This window comes from Vibrio sp. 10N.286.52.F8, from assembly GCF_041468745.1.
In the GTDB taxonomy this organism is placed as follows: Bacteria; Pseudomonadota; Gammaproteobacteria; order Enterobacterales; family Vibrionaceae; genus Vibrio; species Vibrio crassostreae_C.
Genome location: NZ_JBFRJF010000010.1, coordinates 139,720 through 163,032 on the forward strand (window position 1 = coordinate 139,720; position 23,313 = coordinate 163,032).

The window sequence follows — 23,313 nt, forward strand, 5'->3', positions numbered from 1 at the left end:
GCAAACGTTTCCGTCACCGTTTTGATGTGACGCATTCTACATAATTTGATCTAGGTCATAAAGAGCTAATTGCAATTTTATCATGCAGTTTTTTCATAATCACAAATAAGATTCATCATGGTTATTTGGCTTATCCAACCAAAGATGGCGCTTACTGTCAATTTTACGCTTTACACCCTGTAAAACGCAGATTACATAGGTTTACCTTAATTTTGCCCCTCAAGCTACCGAAAGCTAAGGTTTTTCTCTACTATGCACGCCTTTATTGGTTAGGTAATTATAAAAACGATGGAAAAACACTCACGTAAAGAAGATTGGGTAGCGATTCTCACTGGCACGTTTTTAGTGGCGTTAGGCGTCTTCTTTTTACAGTCAGCGAACCTGCTTACCGGGGGCACTACTGGCTTGGCTCTGCTTTTGAGTCAATTCTTGCCTGTAACCTTTGGTATTTTGTACTTTGTTGCCAATTGTCCATTCTATTTATTAGCATGGAAACGATTCGGCCGTAGCTTTGCTATTAGCAGTGCGATTTCTGGTGCTTTAGTATCTGTGTTTGCCGATCATTTATACTTAGTTATCTCGCTAGAAGTTCATAACGAGATCTATTGTGCTGTTGCCGGCGGCTTATTAATGGGCTTAGGTATGCTAATCCTATTCCGTCACCGCTCAAGTCTGGGTGGCTTCAACGTACTGTGCTTGTTTATCCAAGACCGCTACGGTATCTCGGTAGGCAAAACACAAATGGGTATTGATGCGTGTATTCTGTTTGCATCGTTCTTCTTCGTGTCACCTTGGGTGATTGCCGTATCTGTATTAGGCACCGCAGTATTGAACATCGTATTGGCAATGAACCACAAACCAACTCGCTACTCGGTGAATTACGCGTCTTAAAGTTCATTACCTGCTCTGTCGTTGCTGGCACTCGATGCTCAAACTTCTAGCAAGTAGACTCGAGGCACGATATTCCAGCCATCACTAAAACAAAAAAGGCTTTGGGGAGCACTCCAAAGCCTTTTAACAGCCGAATCCTTTAAGGGGAAGAGAATCAAGCCGATTGAAATAAAAACAAGGCTAACCTTCGATCAAAAGAATACGAGTCTCGTAAGGTTGCAAAACTTGATGATGAGACGCCACTAAACTCTCGCTCACTTGATAATTAGACAACAAGCTCTTAGCCTTTGCCATCTCAAAACGTTCAGGTAAAACGCATTCAGCCTCTTCACCATAATAGTTGTTAATGCACAGCAGAGTTTGTCCTTCACTCTCACGAGAGTACGCAAATACCGACGGGTGCTCAGGCAATAGATCTTGATAGCTGCCATCCGTAATCACTGGTACTTGTTTGCGTAACTCAATCAAGCTCTTATAGAAATAAAAAACAGAGTCTTTGTCTTCCAGTGCTTGCTCAGCGTTAATCTCAGAGTAATTATTCGCTACATCAAGCCATGGCTGAGCTTGTGAGAATCCGGCGTAAGGCTCACTATTCCATTGCATTGGTGTACGAGAGTTATCACGAGATTTCTGCGCTAGAATCGCCATCATATCTTGATGAGCCACACCATCACGGTTAACCATGATGTCGTACATATTGGTACTCTCAACATCACGATACTGGCTGATGTCAGTATAGCCAGGGTTGGTCATACCAATCTCTTCACCTTGATAGATATAAGGCGTGCCTTGCATCATGTGCACAGAAGCAGCCAACATCTTGGCCGACTCAACACGATATTGCTGATCATCACCTAAGCGGCTCACGACTCGCGGTTGGTCGTGGTTACACCAAAACAATGCGCCCCAGCCCTTGCCGTTCAAACCCGTTTGCCAATGATTGAAGATCGACTTGAGCTGCAAGAAATCAAACGGCGCATTAGTCCACTTCTCACCATTGGTGTAATCCACCTTAAGGTGGTGGAAGTTAAACACCATCGATAACTCGCTGTTATCAATGTTTGAGTACTGTTGGCAATGCTCGAGTGTCGTTGAAGACATCTCGCCTACTGTCACGCTGCCGTATTTCTGGAATACCGCTTCGCTGATCTCTTTCAGGTATTCGTGCACTCGTGGGCCATCAGTGTAAAAACGACGACCATCACCGATATCATCATTGGGGAAGTCTTGCTGTTTCGAAATCAGGTTGATCACGTCCAAGCGGAAACCATCAACGCCCTTCTCAGCCCAGAAGCTAATGACGTCTTTCACTTCTTCGCGTACAACCGGGTTCTCCCAGTTAAGGTCAGCCTGTTCTTTGGCGAATAGGTGTAGGAAATACTGACCCGTCGCTTCATCCATTTCCCATGCATTACCACCGAACTTAGACTGCCAGTTGGTTGGTGCTTGGCCGTTTACAGGATCTTTCCATATGTAGTAGTCGCGGTATGGGCTGTTTTTATCACCCAATGCTGACTGAAACCACGCATGTTCTGTTGAGGTGTGGTTTACCACGATATCCATCACGATACGAATACCACGTTGGTGCGCTTCAGCCAGCAATAGGTCGAAATCTTCCATGGTGCCGAATTGCGGGTTAATCGCGTAGTAATCTGAAATATCGTAGCCGTTATCGATCATTGGGGATGCGTAAACTGGGGTTAACCAAATGGCATCCACACTCAAGTGTTTAAGATAATCCAGTTTTGAAATGATCCCTTTGATATCGCCAGTACCTTTACTGCCACTGTCACAAAAGCTCTTTGGGTAGATTTGATAGATGGTTGCGGTTTTCCACCAACTTTCATCATGCTCAGTCATCGCCATCTCTAACACTCACTTACCAGAAAATATAAAATAAAAATCACCATGTGAATCATGGTCGAATAGCCGTTATAACTAAAAGAAAAAGCGATGGCTCACTTTGGAGTCATCGCTTATTAAATGCATTACGCGTTGGCGGTTTCTAGTTCGCCTTTCATCTGTGCTCGTTTATAGAAGAACAGTGTTAACGTGACGGGTAGTACAATCGCCACCAGCATCGCAATTAAGTAAACAGACCAATATTGCGGTTGAATCGATAAGATGCCTGGCAAGCCACCAACACCGATACCATTCGCCATCACTCCTGCACTACCACAGATTGCGGCTGCAACAGCACTACCAATCATTGCGCTCAGCATTGGGAATTTGTATTTAAGGTTGATGCCGTACATCGCTGGCTCTGTTACACCTAAGTAAGCAGAGATTGCAGCTGGAACCGAGATATCTCGTTCGCCTTCGCGTTTGCTTAAGATGATGATGCCAACAACCGCTGAAGCTTGTGCAATATTTGATAGCGCAATCAAAGGCCAGATTGGTGTGCCGCCTAAGTCTTGCATCAGTTGTAGGTCGACGGCATTGGTTGTGTGGTGAATACCTGTAATAACCAAAGGTGCGTATAGGAAGCCAAAGACTACTGAACCAAGAATCGCAAAGTCACCCGTCATTGCCGCTTTAGCCGCGAATGCCACGCCATCGCCTAACATACGGCCAAATGGGCCAATGAAAGCGTGCGCTAGAATCACAGACAAAATAATCGATACAAATGGCACCACAACTAGGTACAAGTAAGCAGGGACGATGCGCTTAAGATTGGTTTCAATGAACGCCAAAGCCACACCCGCTAACATTGCTGGGATCACCTGAGCCTGATAACCGACCTTCTCAATCACAAACAGTCCAAAATCCCATACCTCAGGTACCGATTTACCTATCATGTATGCGTTCATGAGTTGTGGTGAAACTAAGGTCACACCGAGCGTGATACCCAAAATTGGGGTTCCGCCAAGCTTCTTAACCGTAGCCCAACACACACCAACCGGTAGGAAGAAGAAAATAGCTTCGCCGATCAACCATAAGAAAGAGTGAACGGTTGCCCAGAATTGACTGATTTCAACTAAGGTTTTGCCGTCGAACATGCGAATGTCGCCAATCACATTACGGAAACCAAGAATCAAACCACCTGTAATGATGGCAGGCAGCAGTGGTACGAAAATTTCGGCTAAATGGGAGATACCACGCTCAAGGAAGTTCATATTTTGACGAGCAGCCAGCTTCGCCTCATCTTTTGATGATGCCTCTTTACCTGTCTGTTCAATCAGAAGTGCGTACACTTCATCAACTTCAGTGCCAATCACAACTTGGAATTGGCCTGCGTTAGTAAAACAGCCTTTTACTAGCTTCAGTTTTTCGAGTTCAGCTTTGTTGGCCTGCTCTGTATCGTTCAATACAAAACGCAGTCGAGTCAGACAGTGGCTGACACTCGCAATGTTTTCTTTACCACCGACTAACTCGATAAGACGCGCAACGTCTTGCTTCGCTATCTTACTCATACTACCCCACCCTGGTTTCATTCAATTACTCTTCTAAACCATGCAGCTATAACCACTTTGATTTAGATTGATGGGAACATTCCCAATCACGGTTATTATAATGCCCACGTGAATGATAAATTAAAATGGGAACAGTCCCATTAATTGAAAGAGATCACACTCTAATTTTAATCTAAGCGGTTCAATTTCGCTTAATTGAGTGGATTATAGAATCGGAGATTGAGTGTGATGAGAGATCTCTGAATTGCCTAAAAGCTGAGAGATCAATAGATTAGCGGCCAATTTACCTGCAGATTGATACCCAGGATCAATGCTAAATACTCGAGGGAACAAGAAAGAGAGAAGATCATTACCACCAACGCCGGTGACGACCACATCTTCACGTTGTCGCTCTTGCAGACGTTTGATCACACCGAGAGCCAATGTGTCACTAGCACAGACTATAGCTTGGGTGTTAGGTGTTAGTACCTCATCCACCAGCTGATAAGCACTTTCGTGATGAAGTTGACCAGTACGATAGTTTGCCACCGAACCTGTGTTTTCACACCAATCGAGATAAGCCTTAAGACGCAGTTCACCGGTTGATTTATCACTAGGATCAACCCCGATAAAGCCAATGTCAGAGATCCCTTGATCCGATAAATGCACCAACGCACTATTGATCACCTGTTGGTTATCATAGTTAATCGACGTCACGTTCTCGGTATCCAGAGCAATCACCACCGCTTTGTGTTCCCAAGCTTCGATTGCCGGAATATCGCAGTCAGTAAAACCAAATACAATAATGCCATCAACGTTACGACGCTTTAGAACTTGCAGGTGCTCATTGGCTTTATCTCTATCAAGTTGGCTTTCCATGATCACGACATCGTAATCCGCTCGATACAACTCGGCCAGCATCGTGCTAACGGCTTTGTTTTCAGAGGGAGAGTCCAAACGAGAGATAATCACGCCGATGACTTTTTGGCTGCCACCGCGCATCGATTGCGCAGATTTTGAAGGCGTGTACCCAGATTCTTGAATTACTCTTTCCACCCTTTCACGGGTTTCAGGTTTCACTTTTGGATCATTGGTCAGAACGCGTGATACGGTTGACTTACCAACACCGGACAGCTTTGCAATATCAAGAATAGTGAGTTTTTTGCTCATAAAAAGTCTAACGTTAAAGGGAAGAGAAGAAAAAGTGAGGGTAGATTCCCTCACTTAACTGTTTGTAAATACTAGCAGTTCTTACTATGACTTACTTTTGGCAATTTCGATAGACTACGCGACCAAGTTCTAGACGCGCATTGTCACCTTTCGTGCGCAAAGTGATGCTGTTAATCATCTCTGAAGTGCCATCATCTAAGATGTATTTGGTTCCTGAGCCCGCTGGAACTTGAGTCAGGCGGTATTCATTATCAGGCAAGCGTAGTACCGCTTTTTCATTATCAAGGTAAGACACATCAAACGAGACGTCAGACTCACATTGATAAGTCGCGAATTGATCATTCGATGTTGCGCTATCAGTCTCAGGGGCTGCTGATTTAGAGCACCCAACCAATGCTACTGTACATAGAGATGCTACCAACATAGCTTTCATACTTCGTTCCTCATCTTTATATAGTCAACGACACTTAGCCTATTCACAGGTTCGAACAAACCTAATGTAAGTGCCTAATGATAGGTCCATACCTTAGTGATAAATAAAACGTTTAGCCTTTTAAGAAAGCGGGTACGTCTTTAATGCTATCAAGTACCACGCTAGCCAACGCTTCACCTTTTTCAGTGATGGGTTTACCCGTTCTTACCAAGACTTTAGTACCAACACCTGCTGCTTCTGCAGCCATCATGTCTTCCGCTTTATCGCCGATCATGACCGAGTTAGCCATATCAATCTTCAGAAAGTCACGAGCAGAAATGAACATGCCTGGCTTTGGCTTACGACATTCACAATCTTGCTTGTAGTCACCAATACCGTGCTCAGCGTGGTGAGGACAGTAATAAATGCCATCGAGCTCGACACCATTATCAACAAAGTTCCAATCCATCCACTGCGTTAAAGAAAGAAAACGGTCTTCACTAAACATGCCGCGAGCAATACCAGATTGGTTGGTCACTAGCACCAATAAATAACCCATATCTTTAAACGCTTTCGCCGCTTCAAACACACCATCGATGTATTCAAAGTCATGCTCATCATGTACGTAGCCGTGATCAACGTTAATCACTCCATCACGATCTAAAAAAACAGCAGGTTTAGACAAAATTTTGTTCTCTATCAACTCTCTATTAATCATTAATTATTACACGCTTTATTTGCTTCATCACTATCTATTTAGTTTTGCGTTCGTTAACGATTTGTTTCTAGCTTAGCCATACAATCGACGTTTAGCCGTCTAGACGTAAAAATATCTATTGACTTAGATCATAGAACACCATAGCATCGTCTGTAAATCGAGCGAGCTATCGACATATTATTCTGTTCTACCTGCACGGGTTTCTCTATGATTAAAGTGAATCAAGTCAATAAGGTTTTTTATCAAGGCACTAAAGAAATCAATGCCTTAATTGATATCAACCTCCACATTCCTCAAGGTCAAATCTTTGGAGTCATCGGCTCTTCAGGTGCAGGCAAAAGTACCCTAATCCGCTGTGTAAATATGTTGGAAGCCCCGACTTCGGGTGAAGTGATTGTTGATGGTATCGACCTAACAAAACTCAGCAAATCAGAGCTTAGCGAAGCGCGCCGTAACATCGGCATGATATTCCAGCACTTCAACCTGCTGTCTTCTCGTACTGTATTTAACAATGTAGCACTGCCTCTAGAACTTGCTGGTAAAGATAAAGCGATTATTGAAGCGAAAGTCAGCGAGTTACTTGAACTGGTTGGCCTTGCTGATAAGCGTGACACCTACCCGGCAAACCTAAGTGGTGGTCAAAAGCAGCGTGTGGCGATTGCTCGCGCACTGGCCTCTGACCCGAAAGTACTGCTATGTGATGAAGCCACCAGCGCATTGGATCCAGCAACAACTCAATCTATCCTTGAGCTGCTGCGTGAAATCAACCGCAAGCTGAACATCACTATCCTGCTTATTACACACGAGATGGATGTGGTTAAAAGCATTTGTCACGAGGTTGCGATCATTGGCGGCGGTGAATTGGTAGAGAAAGGTACAGTCGGTGACATCTTTGCTCATCCGAAGACAGAGCTAGCGCATCAGTTTATTCGCTCAACGTTGGATCTGACGATCCCTGAAGATTACCAAGCACGTTTGCAAGAGACTCGCGTAAACAGCAGCTACCCGCTGGTGCGTCTTGAGTTTACTGGTGCAACGGTTGATGCTCCGCTAATGACGCAAATCGCACGTAAATTCAATATCGATGTCAGCATCTTAAGTTCTGACCTTGATTACGCCGGTGGCGTGAAGTTCGGCATGATGGTCGCTGAACTGTTCGGTAATGAAGCAGATGATAATGCTGCTATCCAATTCCTACGCGACAACAATGTAAAAGTAGAGGTGCTTGGTTATGTCCTTTAGTTTCAACGAGATTGCTGACTGGATCAGCCTTAACGGTAACCTTCTATTAGGCGCAACAGGCGAAACGCTTTACATGGTTGCTGTTGCAGGCATTGTTGGCTTCGCGGTCGGTATTCCACTAGGCGTGATTCTGCATACGACTAAAAAAGGTGGCCTGTTAGAGAACACCAAAGTAAACAAGATTCTAGGTGCGATTGTGAACGTGGGTCGTTCAGTACCTTTCTTAGTTTTGATGGTTGCGATTATTCCACTGACTAAGATGCTGATTGGTACCTTCATCGGTACAACAGCAGCGATTGTTCCACTGACGATTGGCGCTATCCCATTCGTGGCTCGACTTATCGAAAGTGCACTACTTGAAGTACCAACAGGTCTAGTGGAAGCGGCCCAATCAATGGGCGCAACACCAACACAAATCATCAATAAGGTTCTGCTTCCAGAAGCACTACCGACTATCATCAACTCAGTAACGATTACGCTAGTGACTCTGGTGAGCTACTCAGCAATGGCCGGTACTGTAGGCGGTGGTGGCCTAGGTGATGTCGCGATTCGTTACGGATTCCACCGCTACGATGTGACCATCATGGCTGTGACAGTAGTAATGTTGATTGTGCTGGTACAAATTATTCAATCAATCGGTGATTCATTGGTTCGCCGCGTTGACCACAGATAAAGACTCAGCGTTAAAACGCAAACTATCTAAGACAAGAGTCGTCTGAACCAAATTAAATAGATTTATTAAAAGGAGATTATTATGAAATTTAGCCTTAAAGGTTTACTGACTATCGCAGCGGCAGCTTCAGCGCTAGTACTAGCAGGTTGTGGCGAGAAAGAAGTGGATACTTCTAAAATCAAAGTTGGCGTAATGGCAGGTGCTGAAGCACAAGTTGCAGAAGTAGCGGCTAAAGTAGCAAAAGAGCAGTACGGCCTAGATGTTGAGTTAGTGACTTTCACAGATTACGTAACACCTAACGCAGCGCTAGATGACGGTTCGATCGATATCAATGCATTCCAACACGCACCGTACCTAGATCAGCAAGTGGCTGACCGTGGTTATAAGCTAACAATCGCTGGTAACACGTTTGTTTACCCAATTGCGGGTTACTCTAAAGAAGTTAAATCGGTAGACGAAATCCAAGACGGTGCTCGTATTGCTGTACCAAACGACCCTACAAACCTAGGTCGCTCTCTACTTCTTCTTGAGCAACAAGGTCTTCTTGAACTTCGTGAAGGCGCAGGTCTTCTAGCTACAGTTCGCGACATCGTGGGTAACCCTAAGAACCTAACGATTGTTGAACTAGACGCAGCTCAACTGCCACGTTCTCTTGATGATGTTGCTCTATCTATCATCAACACAACTTACGCGAGCTCTATCAACCTGACTCCACAAAAAGATGGCGTATTCGTTGAAGACAAAGATTCTCCTTACGTAAACCTAATCGTTTCTCGTGAAGACAACCTAAACGCTGAAAACGTACAAAACTTCGTTAAAGCTTACCAAACTGAAGAAGTGTACAACGCAGCTTCTGACATCTTCCAAGGTGGCGTCGTTAAAGGTTGGTAATCAACTAAACGACAGCACTGTATAGATACCCGAAGGGGCTGACATAACGTCAGCCCCTTTTTGTTGGTTAGGATTTACCAGAAAGTTCGACTTACCACCAAGCTTCCACTTGCATGCCAACGCTCATTTCACTGTTTTTACCTTCACCGAAGGCATTGTCGTTTTCAGCATCATTCAGGTAAGTGGCGAAGATACGGAATTCAGGACGAGACCAGAAACCCACTTGTGGAACCCAAGCCTGAGCGATGGTGAATTTACCACCTGCCCCATCTTGGTTATCAATCGTTTCTACAAAACCACCAATTTCAAGAATGGTACGCATGCGCTTGTCCCACTTATAAAGCGGACGAATAACTGCACTGAAAGAGTCATCATCACTGTTATTAGCACCCACACCGGTTGACGCGGCATAACGCACAGTATGGCCAAACTCAATGTTCTCACCAATCGCAAGCACGCCCCAGTTAATCAAACGGAAACCCTCGGCGTCGTTGTTGTTTGCATCACGAACAATGCCTTTACCCGTTCCAAAAGTCGTCATCTGCTCGGCATAACCAGAGTTAGCAACCTGTAGAATAGTTTTATTGAAGCCGCCTGATAGGTTTTGATTCAGGCTCGCCGTTAGCATTACGCTGTCATCCGCATCTACCGTTTGACCTTGTTTTTCATTGGCGAAGTTCATATCAATACCGACCTCAAGATCCGCATTGTTCCACAATGGAATGCCTGCATAACGCACATCAGCAATCATGGCTGTGGTTTCTTTGCCATCAAACACATCGCCAGTCACCGTGTCTTGAATCAAAGCCACCGATAATTTACCAGGGCCCATATTGATGTGTTCAACGCCGGCACCAATACCACTTACATCCCAGTAGTAGTTATCAACGATGTGCACATCATGACGTTGGTAGTAGCGCTCACCCGCCCAAATCCCAATGTCCTTATCTTCAAAAAGCCCTACCGCTTGAACATTCAATTGCACCACATCCACGCTTTTATCCGCGGCATTCTCATCTTGGCCTTGCCAGTACGACAACATGGAATCAACTAAAAATGAAACGTCGTCCTCAGCATACACCTCTTTCTTAAAGCCAAACTCACCATACAGGTCATTTTCGTTGCCGAGTCGGCCAACTTTACTCACCTCCCACTTGCTGTTTGAGCCGCCTTCATTACTCAAGCCAACGCCGCCGCGCATGTAGCCATTGAACTCCAATGGCGTGGTTTCATCAGCGTATAAATTAGGGGCAAGTAAAGCAGTAGAGAGTGCAGCAGCAATAGGTAACAGTTTCATCGTCCATTCCTTTCAGATCTAGAATCAGGTTATTATTCACAATGGGAACATTCCCATGGGATCGATCCCATTTATATTGAGCAGAATATAAATTGAAAGAGAACTGATTGATTATTGTGATCAGGCTAACTATTGAGGTAACTAAAAGTTGATGGGAGTTGGATTATCTCAATGAATACATTAGTGCTACAGAAAGAGCTGAATATCACGTTCTGTGCGTATTGAAAGGAGAAGTGGGTAACGATAAGAGAGTAACAAAGATCGAGCTAAGACTGGTAACGAAGTCACTGCATCGGGGATGATACAAGGTGCTAAACATTTAATATAAAAAAAAATATCGGAGCACTAAATAGCACTCCGATATCTAAAGCATGACGCTTAAATAACCACAAGAAGACTACTTCAGGTGATCCCAAGAGATGTTTGACACCAATCGGCAGTCATCACACTTGAAATAGAAAATATCGTGGATAGGCGCATCTAGCAGCCATTCACCACCACATTGCGGGCATTTGCGCTCTTTTTCATCTTTCAGGCTGATCCCACCGACACGGTATAAGTAGTAGTAGGTTGGAACCTTAGTCAGATACTCAATGCGCCCTCTTAGACCCCAACCGCGTTTAAACAGCACACTCTTCGTGTCACTGATCTCGGTTAGCGTTGCATGTTCCGCGCGACAACCACCACCCATTTGTACTTCATCACAGGCTTGCCATTCGGTCTGCCATTTCAACACGGCTTTATGGTCGCCATTGAAGGTAGGTGGATTGCGATACAAAGGGATTGGTAGCAAGCTATCGCCACTACGCAGCGGTGAACAGGTGTGCACGAATGTCGTGTATAACACCTGCCAGCTTGGTGTTTCATCTTCTGCCACTTCTTCTGAGTTCAGATCTCGACCTAGCAAACGCATTTTAGGCGCTAGTAGGCTCGCGTTAGACAAGCGATCAAAACACACTTTCACAAAGTCTGAGTGATTCCGCGGGTGCAAGCTATCTTGCTCCGGGCACACAACGCGAACATAGAATTCCCCATCGCCCATCACGATTGGGAACTCACGACCTAACACTTGTCCGTTATAACGAAGTGCATCCATTAAGCCATTAACCGCCTTGTCGACAGCGCTTACCGTTGTGTTATTAAAACACTCAAATTGAAGTTCTAGTACGTACATCTATTTATACCGCTGGTTGTAGCTTTTCTAAAAATTCTGCCAATGTCTCGGCGAGCACATCACGATTTTTGGTACCTAAGCGCTCCAAAATCACGTTACCCGTTAGGTTACAGATAGAGATAACATCCAGCTCAGCATCGGTCGCGGCAATGAAAACCGTTGGTTTTAGCTTCAAGCGACGCTGAGTTACTAGGTGACCCAAAATGTTTTCTTGTAGGCATTCGAAGTCTTCATCACTCCAAATCTGTAACAGAGTCAATTCGTTACCATCGAAAGTTGCGTTCATATCTGCGCTGAATTGTGCGCCGTAGAAAGTTTTGATGTCTTCATGCAGAGTCAACTCAATACCGGTTTCAACGTTGGTGAAATCCGCGAATTGCTCACGTGGATAGTGCTTCCACAACACGGCATCGCCACTCTTTTCTTCTACGCATGGCGATACTATGTCCACCAACTCCTCATTACGAGGTAAGCTTTGGTGTTTCTGCTGCCACGCGTCAACGTATCGCTGACTAAAAGAAAGTAGTGCGTCTTGAGCACGTTGAGTCATGAAAATCTCCTAAACACAAAATAATAAATAGAATCCGAGCCCTTTCCGCGCCGATTAAGCGATGACTTAATGACAGGGTAAGGGGGATTCAGTAAAATCGACCCCATTCTAATCGAATTTGAAACGAAAGTATGAGCAAATATTCTGACGCAAAAGAGCTAGCGGGTTTAACCCTTGGCCAAAAAACTGAGTACTCTAACCAATACGATGCAAGTTTATTGCAACCAGTGCCTCGTAGCCTTAATCGCGATGATCTTGCGCTAAACGGCGAGCTGCCTTTTGTTGGTCATGATATTTGGACGATGTACGAGCTTTCGTGGCTAAACACCAATGGTCTACCACAAGTGGCTGTCGGTGAAGTTTTCATCCCAGCAACCAGCCCAAATTTAATTGAATCAAAATCTTTCAAGCTGTACCTGAACAGCTACAACCAGACTCAATTTGAAAACTGGGATCAAGTAACCGAGCGCCTGACCCAAGATTTGTCGGCATGTGCAGGCGAAACGGTGATTGTGAATGTAAACTCAGTAACCGACTACACTAACCAACCTATCGTGACGATGGAAGGTGACTGTATCGACAACCAAGACATCCAAATCACTAGCTACGACTTTGAAGCGTCGCTGCTTGAAGGCGCTGCTGGCGAACAAGACGTTGAAGAAACACTGCACAGCCACCTATTGAAGTCGAACTGTTTGATCACCAATCAACCGGATTGGGGCAGCGTTGAGATCGCATATTCTGGTAAGCAAATTGACCGTGAAGCTCTGCTACGCTATTTAGTTTCTTTCCGTGAGCACAATGAATTCCACGAACAATGTGTTGAGCGTATCTTCACTGACATCATGAAATACTGTGCACCTTCGAAGCTAACTGTGTTCGCACGTTACACACGTCGTGGTGGTCTGGATATCAACCCATACCGTTCAACAGAGCAAGATAGACCAAGCCACAATAAGCGTATGGCTCGCCAATAATCAGGCGAGAACCACCCACACTTATTTGAACCTACCAAATCTTTAAAGGGACATTGAAATGCGTTGGTTATACGTTGTTAGTCTATTTATTTTAAGCTTAAGCACATCGGTCAATGCGTCGGTTTATTCGTCGGCGCTACTCAATGAAGCCAATAATTTGGTTGAGATCGATCCGAGCCAAGCAAAACAAATGGCCAACAGCTACCTAACGCTGCGTGTCCTTTCTGATCAACGCGAGAAAAGCCCTTCAGCTATTTCTCGCGAAGAGACAGACTCCTCGATTCGAACACCAAACAGCAGTATCGATGCGTATAAGATCTTAGCCAAAGCGGAATACAACCTTGGCAATATGCGTATTGCGATTCAGCACATCGACAAAGCCTCCGAGCTAGCGCAAACCTATAAGCTTGATTACCTAAAAATAGATCTTCAGATCCTAAAAGTTCGCTTACTTTGGCTGAGTGATAGAAAATCAGCCAAAGCAAAATCAGAGCTCACTAACATTGAAACAAATCTAGAGTCGGTGAATAAAACCTTACGCTTAACGGAAGGCATTACCTATCGCTTGATCATGTTGAAAGCCGACATCGCCTCTTACGACAACAAGATCGATGAAGCCGAAATGTTCTATCAAGAAGCCAAAACCTATCTCGATCAACGTTACTCTGAAAAAGTCACCATCGACTACCATATCTCCGTCGGCGAGTTTTATCTGACTCACAAAGAGTACAACCACGCGTTATCCGAGTTGTTGTATGGCTACTGGAAATCAGTAGAGGGCAATCTTAGTTCACGTTTGGCCAAGGTCAACCGCCTACTTGCGCAGCTTTTCTTTGAGCGCCAAGTGTTGGATAAAGCGTTAGAACACCTATCTCAAGCCGCTGATTTCTATGACAACTTTGAAAACTCGCCTGTCTTAGCACAAGTGCTTAAGAAAATGGGGGATGTGTACTTCTATCAAGGGAAATATAACCTTGCCTTGGTACACTTCTTCAACGTTCTTGATCACGAAAGCACTGACCGAGATATCCACCAAGTCATTGATATCCGACTAAGTCTATCGGCGACCTACTTACGCCTTTATAACTACCCTCTAGCAGAACAGTACCTAACCCGTGCCCTTGAGCTGCTGGAATATACCGACATTCCAAAGCTGGAAGGCCGTGCTGCACTGTTATCTGCAGGGTTAGCGTATCACCTACAAGAAAGCGAAGACGTGATAAAGCATGCGACACGTGCACTTGAGATCTCACGCCAGATAGAGAACATGCGCCTTTCACAACGCTCGTACTACTTACTTTCTTTGGGTTATGAACAGGCAGGTCGTCCACAGCAAGCATTGGCAAACCTCAAGCAATACAACAGCCTTGTCTCTCTAGAGCAGCAAAAACTCAACCGTGTTGGCGAAGACGCGTTCCGTCAACAGAAAGAATTTGCCGAACAAACCCTGCACTACGCAGGCCAAGCGCAAGAGCTAGAGCAATACAAACTGGAGCATCGTAAGTTCCAAAAAATATCGTTCGCCCTATTCCTGTTCAGCATTGTCTTGTTCTTCTTTGTTCTGCGCCGTGGCTATCTCATTCAAACCTTAGCCAAAGAAGTGGACTCACTGCGCACCGACCTATTTACGCACTCACGTTCAAAGCTTCCGAACTTAAGAATGCTCAATGCGAAGCTCTCTAACTCGCTGGAACAAACCAGCCAGACCTTCGAACAGTGGCAACTTGGCGAATTGATTCATGAGCCACTCAACGACCGCTTACGCTTCGTGATGATTGATTTACCGTTCTTACGCAATATGTACACGCAGAACGGTTACAAAGCCGGTCTAGAACTGGAAGACGCTTTCGGTGAATTCCTAAAATCTAAGCTTGAAGGCCCAGCTCGTGTCTACCACTTCTCGGATGCGAACCTGCTTTATATCGAGCCAAACGCGGACCGTGATTTGTCGCCTGAGGACATGTTCAGAAAGATTCAGTCTTGGGTGAATGACTTCGAAACAGAGCGAAACATCAACCGAACGGTCCGTATGGGCATCGCTGACTACCCATTCTTGCCACGCGCTTACACCGCAATTAACGATCAAGAGCTGCTCGACGTATTATTGATGTCGACCAATCTCGCCCGTGAGATCAGTCTCAAAGAGCGCAGTAGCCAATGGGTCTATCTAAAAGCTATCGATAATGCACCAGCAGCGAGCCTTGCAACTGGTAACATAAGAGAAGCGTGTAAACATGCGATTAATCAAGGGTTAATAAAAATACAATCCTCGTACCAGAATGAGGACAACATCAAAAAAATGCTAAAAGATGACTGATTTGCGAGCGGTTAAGAGCAGCAAGTCGTGACCTTATTTTTAGTTTTGTTATTATCGATGTAACGGAATTTCATCAAAATGATCGAGATCGGTCTACGCGGCGCTAATAAATACATCTATGGGCATTCTTGAAAAAGACATTCAGGCGCAACTCCACCAGCTGAAATCTCAGTTGGAGCAGGTCCGTTTGACGCAAAGAGACACCTCGTTCAAGTTTATTAGAGAACAGAAAGTTCTAAAGCGTATCGTCACGTCTTTAAGTGATGCATGTGTTGGTAGTAACAGCCATTTAGATGAAAACCTCATTGCCCTTAGGGAAGAGCTAGAAAAGCAAAAAGACATTAGCTCAATGATCCCAAAACTGGCAGTATTAGAAAGGATGCTTAAGCAGAAAACGTTGGCTATGGATAAACAGAACGGGTATCTGGACGATAGCATTAAGCACAGTGGGGAAACGCTGCAGCGCATAACTGGCCTTCCAGCACAGCTCAAACGCGACCTACGAAACTTACTTAGCTTCTCCGAATGCAATGGCAGTCAGAAAGTCGACCACGCCATGAAACTTCTCGGTATTTATGAGCGTGCCATAAAGATTATGGCGAATAACTCACGCACCCATTTTGCTGACGCTGCGCACTCTCCGGAACAAGAGCTCCTTTCCGACCTATCAAACGAACTACAACATCTGATCACTGAACTCGACTTCGAGGGTGAATCGGGTGATCTGCTTACCGATATTCGAGCGAAGCTGCTGCTTGGTGTTTCCACACAAAACCTACTTGAGCTAACACTTCAGATCCTCAAACTGGTTATTGAAGGCACCAACCTAGAACGTAAGAAGTCTGAACAATTCATCGATCAGCTTAATTCTTCTTTAGCGTCCAGCATCAAAACGGCAGACCAAAATGCCGACCAGAGCCAGAGCTACTTTGAGCACCGACAAGGTCTAAACTCTGAGTTAAATGAACTAGTCACTAGAAGCCAAAGCTCGGTAGATAAAGCGAAAGATATTGATAGTTTAAAGCTGTCGATTAATCCGCTACTCAGTGAAATTGCCTCTCTTTCGGAAAGGCTGAACCACGCAGAGCAAAAAGAACAAGCTCTGATAGAGAGAATGAGTTACGGAAAGACTCAGTTAGATTCACTCTATGAAGTGACGCAAGATTACCGTAAGCGCTTGGAAGATCAGGCTCAGCGTATGCTGCTTGATCCTCTAACCAAGGTTTACAATCGCACTGCCTTTACTGATCGCTTAGAGCTTGAGTATCGCCGCTGGATCCGCGCACAACACTCACTGCGCGTAGTACTTCTGGACATCGACAACTTCAAAGCCATTAACGATAGCTTTGGTTATACCGCCGGCGATAAAGCGCTTAAGATCATCGCAAGAACCATCACCAAAGAAGCAGGCACGACCGATACTGTGGCGCGTTTTTCAGGTGAAGAATTTGTCTTACTATTGCCAGAGCAAACCGATGAATATTGTCACCAAGTGATTCAAAACATTCAAACTCAAGTAAGCCGCTTACCCTTTAAGTTCCGTGACCAACAAATCACGATTACTTTATGCGCGGCAAGTACTCAGTTTAAAGAGTCAGATACACCTGAAGAAGTGTTAGAGCGACTCAATACAACACTAAATAAAGCAAAACAACGCGGTAATAACCAACTTGTTTGGCACTAGGCCAGCCCTAGATTTAATTTATTTCATTTTTTCAAATACTTATCACATACCATTTCCCTCAATGTTTGCTAAGCTAATGATTAACATTCGCTTAACAAGCATTCATGGCAAGCAACGCTGTCGTATCCGTTTCGTCTGGTTAACTCTCTCCTACCTTTAACCAAACACTTTCAACGTTTGCTTCTCACTCTCGAGCCAGAGGGTCACTTCAACGTCCCCTGCTCTTTTCAACAAGGAGGCACTATGATCACTCATATCAGCCCTGCCGGTAGCATGGATTTACTCTCTCAACTTGAGGTTGAGCGTCTTAAGAAAACCGCGTCTAGTGATCTGTACCAACTGTATCGCAACTGTACGTTAGCGGTCCTGAACTCGGGTAGCCATACCGACAACTCCAAAGAGTTGCTCGACAAATATCTGTCGTTCGATGTCGAAGTCGTTCGCCGTGAGCGTGGTATTAAGCTCGAACTAAGCAACCCACCAGAGCATGCCTTTGTCGATGGTGAAATCATCAAGGGTATTCAAGAGCACCTATTTTCAGTGCTGCGTGACATTGTTTACGTCAACATGCACTTAGCCGATAACCAAAGGCTCAACCTGACTAATGCCACTCACATTACTAACCTTGTGTTTGGTATCTTGAGAAATGCAGGTGCGTTGACGCCAGGCATCGAGCCTAACCTGATTGTATGTTGGGGTGGTCACTCTATTAATGCCAGCGAATACCAATACACTCGTGAAGTCGGTAATGAGCTCGGCCTCCGTGAACTGAATATCTGTACCGGTTGTGGACCGGGTGCAATGGAAGGCCCAATGAAAGGGGCTGCCATTGGTCACGCGAAGCAGCGTTACACCGATCATCGTTATCTTGGGCTTACCGAGCCTTCGATCATTGCGGCTGAGCCACCAAACCCAATCGTCAACGAACTGGTGATCATGCCAGATATTGAGAAGCGTCTTGAGGCGTTTGTTCGTATGGCACATGGCATCATCATTTTCCCAGGCGGCCCCGGCACGGCCGAAGAGCTGCTGTACATCTTAGGGATCATGATGCACCCGAATAACGCCGAACAGCCAATGCCGATTGTGTTAACGGGCTCGAAAGAGAGTGAGGCTTACTTCCGCTCAATCGATAAGTTCATTGGGGAAACTCTAGGGCCTGATGCTCAGAAACATTACGAGATCGTGATTGATGACCCAGCACGCGCTGCGAAAATCATGAAACAAGCGATGCCAGATGTGCGTTCTCACCGTAAAGAGACCGGTGATGCCTACAGCTACAACTGGTCACTGCATATTGAGCCTGAGTTCCAACTGCCATTCGACCCAACACACGAATCTATGGCGGCGCTTGATCTTCATATGGACCAAAAAACAGAAAGCCTAGCCGCTAATTTACGTAAAGCGTTCTCAGGCATTGTGGCTGGTAACGTCAAAGCAGAGGGTATTCTGGAGATCGAGAAGCACGGCCCATTCCTAATTGATGGCGACAAAGAGCTAATGACCAAGATGGACCAACTGCTGAATGACTTTGTTGAGCAACATCGAATGAAGTTACCGGGAGGGACCGACTACGTGCCTTGCTATAAAATCGCCTCACGTGATTAAGGCGTTTACGTTACCAACGTTTCAACTCACCAAGTGATACGTTACTATAAGGGGCTAGCAGCCCCTTTTTTTATTGCCTATTTAGTGGAAACTTATGTCTATCCATCTTGTTATTATCGATGCCTTAAACCTCATCCGACGCGTGCACTCTGTTCAGCCGGATCCAACCGATATAGCAAGAACCATTACCACCACAATTCGCACTCTCAATAAGATTCTGAATGAATCAAAGCCCACCCACATCATCGCGGTATTTGATCACCATTTACAAGACCGTGGCTGGCGCGCAGATGTGCTTCCTGCTTATAAGCAGAATCGTAAACCCATGCCAGAACCATTGATGAAAGGCCTTGATGCTATTCAACAAGCTTGGTGGGAGTTAGGCATTGATTCACTGCTGTCTGATGGCGATGAAGCGGATGATCTCGTCGCAACACTGGCAAAGAAAGTGGCTGACCACGGAGAAACCGTCACCATCGTCTCGACGGATAAGGGCTACTGCCAACTGTTGTCACCAACGCTTCAGATCCGAGATTACTTCCAGCACCGCTGGTTAGATAAACCCTTTATCGAAGCTGAGTTTGGCGTTAAACCTGAACAACTGGCGGATTACTGGGGATTAACGGGCGTAAGCTCAAGCCAAGTACCGGGCATCCCAGGTATCGGGCCAAAAGCAGCCAAAGAGATATTGACCACTTACCCAGATATCGAAGCGGCCTATCAAGCAGAAGATCTGCCGAAAAAATATCGTAAGAAGTTCGACGAACACATCGAATCCGCTCGTGTATGTAAGCAAGTATCGGCACTCAAAACCGATATTGATTTAGGGTTCAACCTGCAAGATATTCGTTACGAAGCAAGCTCTTAAGTCGCTGTGACTCGATAATATTGATACAAAAAATGCCCCTTAAATGAGCATTTTTTATCACTGACACACTAACGTAAATATTAGTGCGGTGAGATGTTTGAAAGCGCCTGAATGTGGACCGTGATCTCTTCGCGATCGTGGTAAAGGTGCTTAGCCTGCATCTTGAACTTCACTTTGTTCTCAATCAGGAACACTTTTAGGTTCTCGATATCTTGCAGTACTTCATCGTAACGGCCTTTCATAGGCAGTTTAAGGTTGAACAGTGCTTCTTTCGCCCAGCCTTTGATGATCCACTCACCCATAAGGTGAGCAACACGAGCTGGCTTCTCAACCATGTCACAGATAATCCAAGTTACGTTCTTACGGTCTGGTTCAAACTTAAAGCCATCCACCATGTGGTGCTTAATTTGACCTGTTTCCATTAGGCTGTCTGCCATCATGCCGTTATCAACACAGTGAACGAACATCGAGCGCTTAACCAATTGGTAAGTCCAACCACCTGGACATGCACCTAAATCAACACCCCACATACCTGGAGCCAAACGCTCGTCCCACTCATCACGAGGGATGAATACGTGGAATGCTTCTTCTAGCTTCAATGTAGAACGGCTTGGCGCATCTGATGGGAACTTCAGACGAGGGATACCCATAAAGAACTGGGAGTTGTTCGTTGGGTAAGAGTAACCAACAAAACAGTGGCCCGGAGCGATGAAGCATAAATGAAGCACAGGCTTCTTAGCGTTATCTTTCGCTGTCATCAGGCCTTTACCACGCATCGCTTGACGCATCGGCACGGTAAATTTACGGCAGAACTTCAAAAGCTCTTTTGCTTCGTTAGTATCTGGCGTTTCAATACGGATATCACCACAACGAGGGAAACCTTCTTTCTCAGAAAGCGCCTCAAGAATTGGAGAAATACGGTCATCGGTTGGCAGGTCTTTAATTTCAACAGCCACTGCCAACATTTGACGAGCAAAGATCAGTGATTGGAAATCGATCTCTTTGATCAACTTGTCCGCTTCACCTGCTTGGTAACATTCAAACAATACAAAACCTGTATTGTTCTTTAGGCGAGGAAAACCAAACACTTCCAGTTGTGTTGCCTTGTCTTGAATTTCGCCAGCACATTCTTTTTCAAAACCAGAGCGACAATAAAGTAGTACGTGTTTCACTGAGTTACCTCTTTTATATTCAAAGCAGCGAAGGAGAAGACTCCCCAACCAATGATAAATAGTAGACCACCAAACGGAGTGATAGGGCCAAACCATTTTATTCCTGTCAGTGCCAAGCCATAAAGGCTGCCACTAAAACAAAGGATGCCGATGATAAAGCAAATTGCCGCAATGAAAAAATATTTTTGTGATTTAGCGCCAAGTTTCATCTGCAGCAGAGCGCCACACGCCAATATCGCTAGAGTATGGATAAATTGGTACTGAACACCCGTCTCAAACACGCCTAGCAGATATTCAGACAAGATAGCTTTCAAACCGTGAGCTGCAAAGGCGCCAAGCATCACAGCAACCGCACCAGAGATGCCAGCAAACGTGAGTAAATACTTACTTCTCATTGAGTACCTCTTTGATAAACGCTGATAACTTCTCAACGGTTAACGCAATATTCTGCTGCTCGGTGTAACCAGAACTCTTACGAGGTTTAAAGCTGTGGTCGCCATCGGGAATAAATTCAACACGAATAGAATCAGACAGATCAAAATCAGCAAACTCTTCACGCTTACCAAAGGTATCGCGCTCACCTTGTAAAATGAGGCATGGCTTTGCTAACTCAGCCAGATGCTCACCTTTGTATTTCTCGGGTTTACCTGGTGGGTGGAAAGGAAAGCCTAAACACGCCATTGCGGCCACCTTATCAAGTTCAGACAAATGGCTCGCCATACGCCCTCCCATCGACTTACCACCAATCACAAGCTTATCGGCATCAACCTGCTCAATAATCTCTTGATAGGCTTCAAGTAGCTTAGGCGCTCTGTCAGGTGGACGACGCTTACCATCTTCAGCACGTTTAATCATGTAAGGGAAGTTGAAACGAATCACTCGTATCCCTTTAAAGGCTAACCCTTTGGCTACCGACTGCATGAACTCATGCTCCATGCCTGCGCCAGCACCATGGGCAAAGATAAAGGTGATGGGATTGTCTTCACCATCAATGATGACGTTATTCATCGAGTAAGTCCTCTTGTTCACTTTGCGCTTTCGCTAGCATCCAGTCGCGGAAGGTAGCAATACGACCCATGTCAGCTTGTTTCTCATGACACACTACATAGAAGGCGTTCTTACTTACCAACACTTCATCAAAAGGTGCAATCAAACGACCTGCTTCGATTTCAGGTTGCGCCAACACATTATTACCCAAAGCAATACCTTGCCCGTGAGCGGCCGCCTGCAATACCATGGTTGAGTGACTGAAGATAGGGCCATGATTAACGTTTACCCCATCGATGCCATTTTGCTTAGCGAACTGTTTCCAATCCTTTCGAGAAGTATCATGCAATAGCGTATGACATGCTAAATCACTGAGAGATTCTAATGGTTTTACTCCTAGCAGCACGGAAGGTGAGCAAAGAGGAATTAAGTATTCTTGGTAAAGTTTATCGGCTCTGAGCCCCGACCAATTCCCTCGGCCATAGTAAATAGCCACGTCTACATCATCGGTCAACGAGCCTTCATCCATATCAACGGCTTTGATTCTTACATCAATATCAGGTTCTTGCTGATTAAAGTCAGCGAGCCTTGGTACCAACCATTGAATAGCAAAACTCGGCGGTAAACTGATGGTCAATGCGCCCTTCTCACTTCGCTCCAGCACTTTGTCTGTCGCTTCTGCTAGTGATGTGAAAATATCTTTGATATCTAAGAAGTAGCTTTGACCTTCTTCAGTTAGCAGCAAAGAGCGGTTTCTTCGGCGAAACAGCTTCAAAGATAAGAATTCTTCAAGCGCTTTGATCTGATGACTGACTGCCGCTTGAGTAACAAACAACTCTTCTGCAGCACGCGTAAAACTCAAGTGTCGAGCTGCAGCTTCAAACACTCTTAGCGAGTTTAATGGGGGTAATCGACGAGACATAGTTACTCTCTAAATAAGCATTAGTTTTTTTTATCTGAAACATTATAATTTGTCCATTGCCTAGCAGCCAGAGAAATTCTATATTTCATCCCGCAGCAGCTAGCCTGAACGGCTTGATTCTCTCTAGAATCAATTGGCTTAGCTCCTGTGATGTTGTGTTTGCAAACTCGTTCTTTTCGAGTTGGGTAGAGTTCTACCAAATGTTTTGTTGCAGTTTATACTGAAACGAGGCATGTACTTCCTGTATTTATTTTGACCTGTCTGTCAAATTTGTTTACACCGCCTTATGGGCGGTGTTTTTTTATGTGCAAAGAAATGTAACAACAAGTTTATCAATAGCTGTGCTAATTAATCTTTATTATTTTTCA

At 45.0% G+C, this 23,313-nt stretch carries 21 protein-coding genes; 9 read left to right on the forward strand and 12 right to left on the reverse strand.

Features of this window, described 5'->3' with window-relative positions; all coding sequences use genetic code 11:
* The first annotated feature begins 288 nt into the window (after positions 1-288).
* Positions 289-891 (forward strand): YitT family protein, encoded by a 603-nt coding sequence (locus tag AB4133_RS04750; protein WP_017060757.1) that lies wholly within the window; start codon positions 289-291, stop codon positions 889-891.
* Positions 892-1,071: 180 nt separating this feature from the next.
* On the opposite strand, the gene treC is transcribed toward AB4133_RS04750, so the two are convergent.
* The 5 genes from treC to gmhB all read right to left on the reverse strand — a co-directional run bounded on the left by treC (position 1,072) and on the right by gmhB (position 6,583).
* Positions 1,072-2,757 (reverse strand): alpha,alpha-phosphotrehalase, encoded by a 1,686-nt coding sequence (gene treC / locus AB4133_RS04755; RefSeq protein WP_136973729.1) that lies wholly within the window; start codon positions 2,755-2,757, stop codon positions 1,072-1,074.
* 122 nt (positions 2,758-2,879) lie between these two features.
* The gene (gene treB / locus AB4133_RS04760; protein ID WP_372072552.1) at positions 2,880-4,304 is read right to left on the reverse strand and encodes a PTS trehalose transporter subunit IIBC; all 1,425 of its coding nucleotides are present in this window, start codon (positions 4,302-4,304) and stop codon (positions 2,880-2,882) included.
* Positions 4,305-4,508: 204 nt separating this feature from the next.
* Positions 4,509-5,453: a trehalose operon repressor TreR gene (treR, locus tag AB4133_RS04765; protein ID WP_017071999.1), complete on the reverse strand. Its 945-nt coding sequence runs from the start codon at positions 5,451-5,453 to the stop codon at positions 4,509-4,511.
* 91 nt (positions 5,454-5,544) lie between these two features.
* On the reverse strand, positions 5,545-5,886 hold the full coding sequence (locus tag AB4133_RS04770; RefSeq protein WP_017060761.1) for an MliC family protein: 342 nt from the start codon (positions 5,884-5,886) through the stop codon (positions 5,545-5,547).
* 112 nt (positions 5,887-5,998) lie between these two features.
* Positions 5,999-6,583, reverse strand: coding sequence for a D-glycero-beta-D-manno-heptose 1,7-bisphosphate 7-phosphatase (gene gmhB / locus AB4133_RS04775; RefSeq protein ID WP_017060762.1), 585 nt, complete (start codon positions 6,581-6,583; stop codon positions 5,999-6,001).
* A 207-nt stretch (positions 6,584-6,790) separates the two neighbouring features.
* On the opposite strand from gmhB, the gene metN reads away from it, so the two are divergent.
* From metN to AB4133_RS04790, 3 genes are all read left to right on the forward strand, one after another.
* Complete coding sequence (metN, locus tag AB4133_RS04780) at positions 6,791-7,825, forward strand: methionine ABC transporter ATP-binding protein MetN (RefSeq protein ID WP_017060763.1); 1,035 nt, start codon at positions 6,791-6,793, stop codon at positions 7,823-7,825.
* Entirely contained in the window at positions 7,815-8,498 is a 684-nt protein-coding gene (locus AB4133_RS04785; protein WP_017060764.1) for a methionine ABC transporter permease, read from the forward strand. The genes metN and AB4133_RS04785 overlap by 11 nt, the downstream gene beginning before the upstream one ends.
* A gap of 81 nt (positions 8,499-8,579) precedes the next feature.
* The gene (locus AB4133_RS04790) at positions 8,580-9,389 is read left to right on the forward strand and encodes a MetQ/NlpA family lipoprotein (RefSeq protein ID WP_372224024.1); all 810 of its coding nucleotides are present in this window, start codon (positions 8,580-8,582) and stop codon (positions 9,387-9,389) included.
* A 91-nt stretch (positions 9,390-9,480) separates the two neighbouring features.
* On the opposite strand, the gene AB4133_RS04795 is transcribed toward AB4133_RS04790, so the two are convergent.
* From AB4133_RS04795 to syd, 3 genes are all read right to left on the reverse strand, one after another.
* Positions 9,481-10,686, reverse strand: coding sequence for a carbohydrate porin (locus AB4133_RS04795; protein WP_372128730.1), 1,206 nt, complete (start codon positions 10,684-10,686; stop codon positions 9,481-9,483).
* 397 nt (positions 10,687-11,083) lie between these two features.
* Positions 11,084-11,860 carry a Zn-ribbon-containing protein gene (locus AB4133_RS04800; protein ID WP_372224025.1) on the reverse strand — a complete coding sequence of 259 codons (777 nt, stop codon included), beginning with the start codon at positions 11,858-11,860 and terminating at the stop codon, positions 11,084-11,086.
* A 4-nt stretch (positions 11,861-11,864) separates the two neighbouring features.
* Entirely contained in the window at positions 11,865-12,410 is a 546-nt protein-coding gene (gene syd, locus AB4133_RS04805) for a SecY-interacting protein (RefSeq protein ID WP_050633962.1), read from the reverse strand.
* A gap of 131 nt (positions 12,411-12,541) precedes the next feature.
* Here syd and queF point away from each other — a divergent pair, with 131 nt between their 5' ends.
* From queF to xni, 5 genes are all read left to right on the forward strand, one after another.
* Positions 12,542-13,387, forward strand: a complete 846-nt coding sequence (queF, locus tag AB4133_RS04810) for an NADPH-dependent 7-cyano-7-deazaguanine reductase QueF (RefSeq protein WP_017060768.1) — start codon at positions 12,542-12,544, stop codon at positions 13,385-13,387.
* Positions 13,388-13,445: 58 nt separating this feature from the next.
* A complete protein-coding gene (locus AB4133_RS04815; protein ID WP_372224026.1) occupies positions 13,446-15,704 on the forward strand; it encodes a tetratricopeptide repeat protein in 2,259 nt (752 codons plus the stop codon).
* A gap of 118 nt (positions 15,705-15,822) precedes the next feature.
* Positions 15,823-17,388: a GGDEF domain-containing protein gene (locus AB4133_RS04820; RefSeq protein ID WP_081229491.1), complete on the forward strand. Its 1,566-nt coding sequence runs from the start codon at positions 15,823-15,825 to the stop codon at positions 17,386-17,388.
* Between the two features lie 243 nt (positions 17,389-17,631).
* A complete protein-coding gene (ppnN, locus tag AB4133_RS04825; RefSeq protein ID WP_017060771.1) occupies positions 17,632-18,996 on the forward strand; it encodes a nucleotide 5'-monophosphate nucleosidase PpnN in 1,365 nt (454 codons plus the stop codon).
* 94 nt (positions 18,997-19,090) lie between these two features.
* Positions 19,091-19,864 (forward strand): flap endonuclease Xni, encoded by a 774-nt coding sequence (xni, locus tag AB4133_RS04830; protein WP_017063342.1) that lies wholly within the window; start codon positions 19,091-19,093, stop codon positions 19,862-19,864.
* An 80-nt stretch (positions 19,865-19,944) separates the two neighbouring features.
* Here the strand turns inward: xni and rlmM are convergent, their stop codons facing one another.
* From rlmM to AB4133_RS04850, 4 genes are read right to left on the reverse strand one after another with little or no spacing between them, the layout of a single operon-like run.
* A complete protein-coding gene (gene rlmM, locus AB4133_RS04835) occupies positions 19,945-21,036 on the reverse strand; it encodes a 23S rRNA (cytidine(2498)-2'-O)-methyltransferase RlmM (protein WP_017070491.1) in 1,092 nt (363 codons plus the stop codon).
* The gene (locus tag AB4133_RS04840; protein ID WP_102319950.1) at positions 21,033-21,431 is read right to left on the reverse strand and encodes a DUF423 domain-containing protein; all 399 of its coding nucleotides are present in this window, start codon (positions 21,429-21,431) and stop codon (positions 21,033-21,035) included. Before AB4133_RS04840 ends, rlmM begins: the two co-directional genes overlap by 4 nt.
* On the reverse strand, positions 21,421-22,044 hold the full coding sequence (locus AB4133_RS04845; protein WP_102319949.1) for an alpha/beta fold hydrolase: 624 nt from the start codon (positions 22,042-22,044) through the stop codon (positions 21,421-21,423). The genes AB4133_RS04840 and AB4133_RS04845 overlap by 11 nt, the downstream gene beginning before the upstream one ends.
* Positions 22,037-22,945, reverse strand: a complete 909-nt coding sequence (locus AB4133_RS04850; protein ID WP_012604639.1) for a transcriptional regulator GcvA — start codon at positions 22,943-22,945, stop codon at positions 22,037-22,039. Before AB4133_RS04850 ends, AB4133_RS04845 begins: the two co-directional genes overlap by 8 nt.
* Between the last annotated feature and the right edge of the window lie 368 nt (positions 22,946-23,313).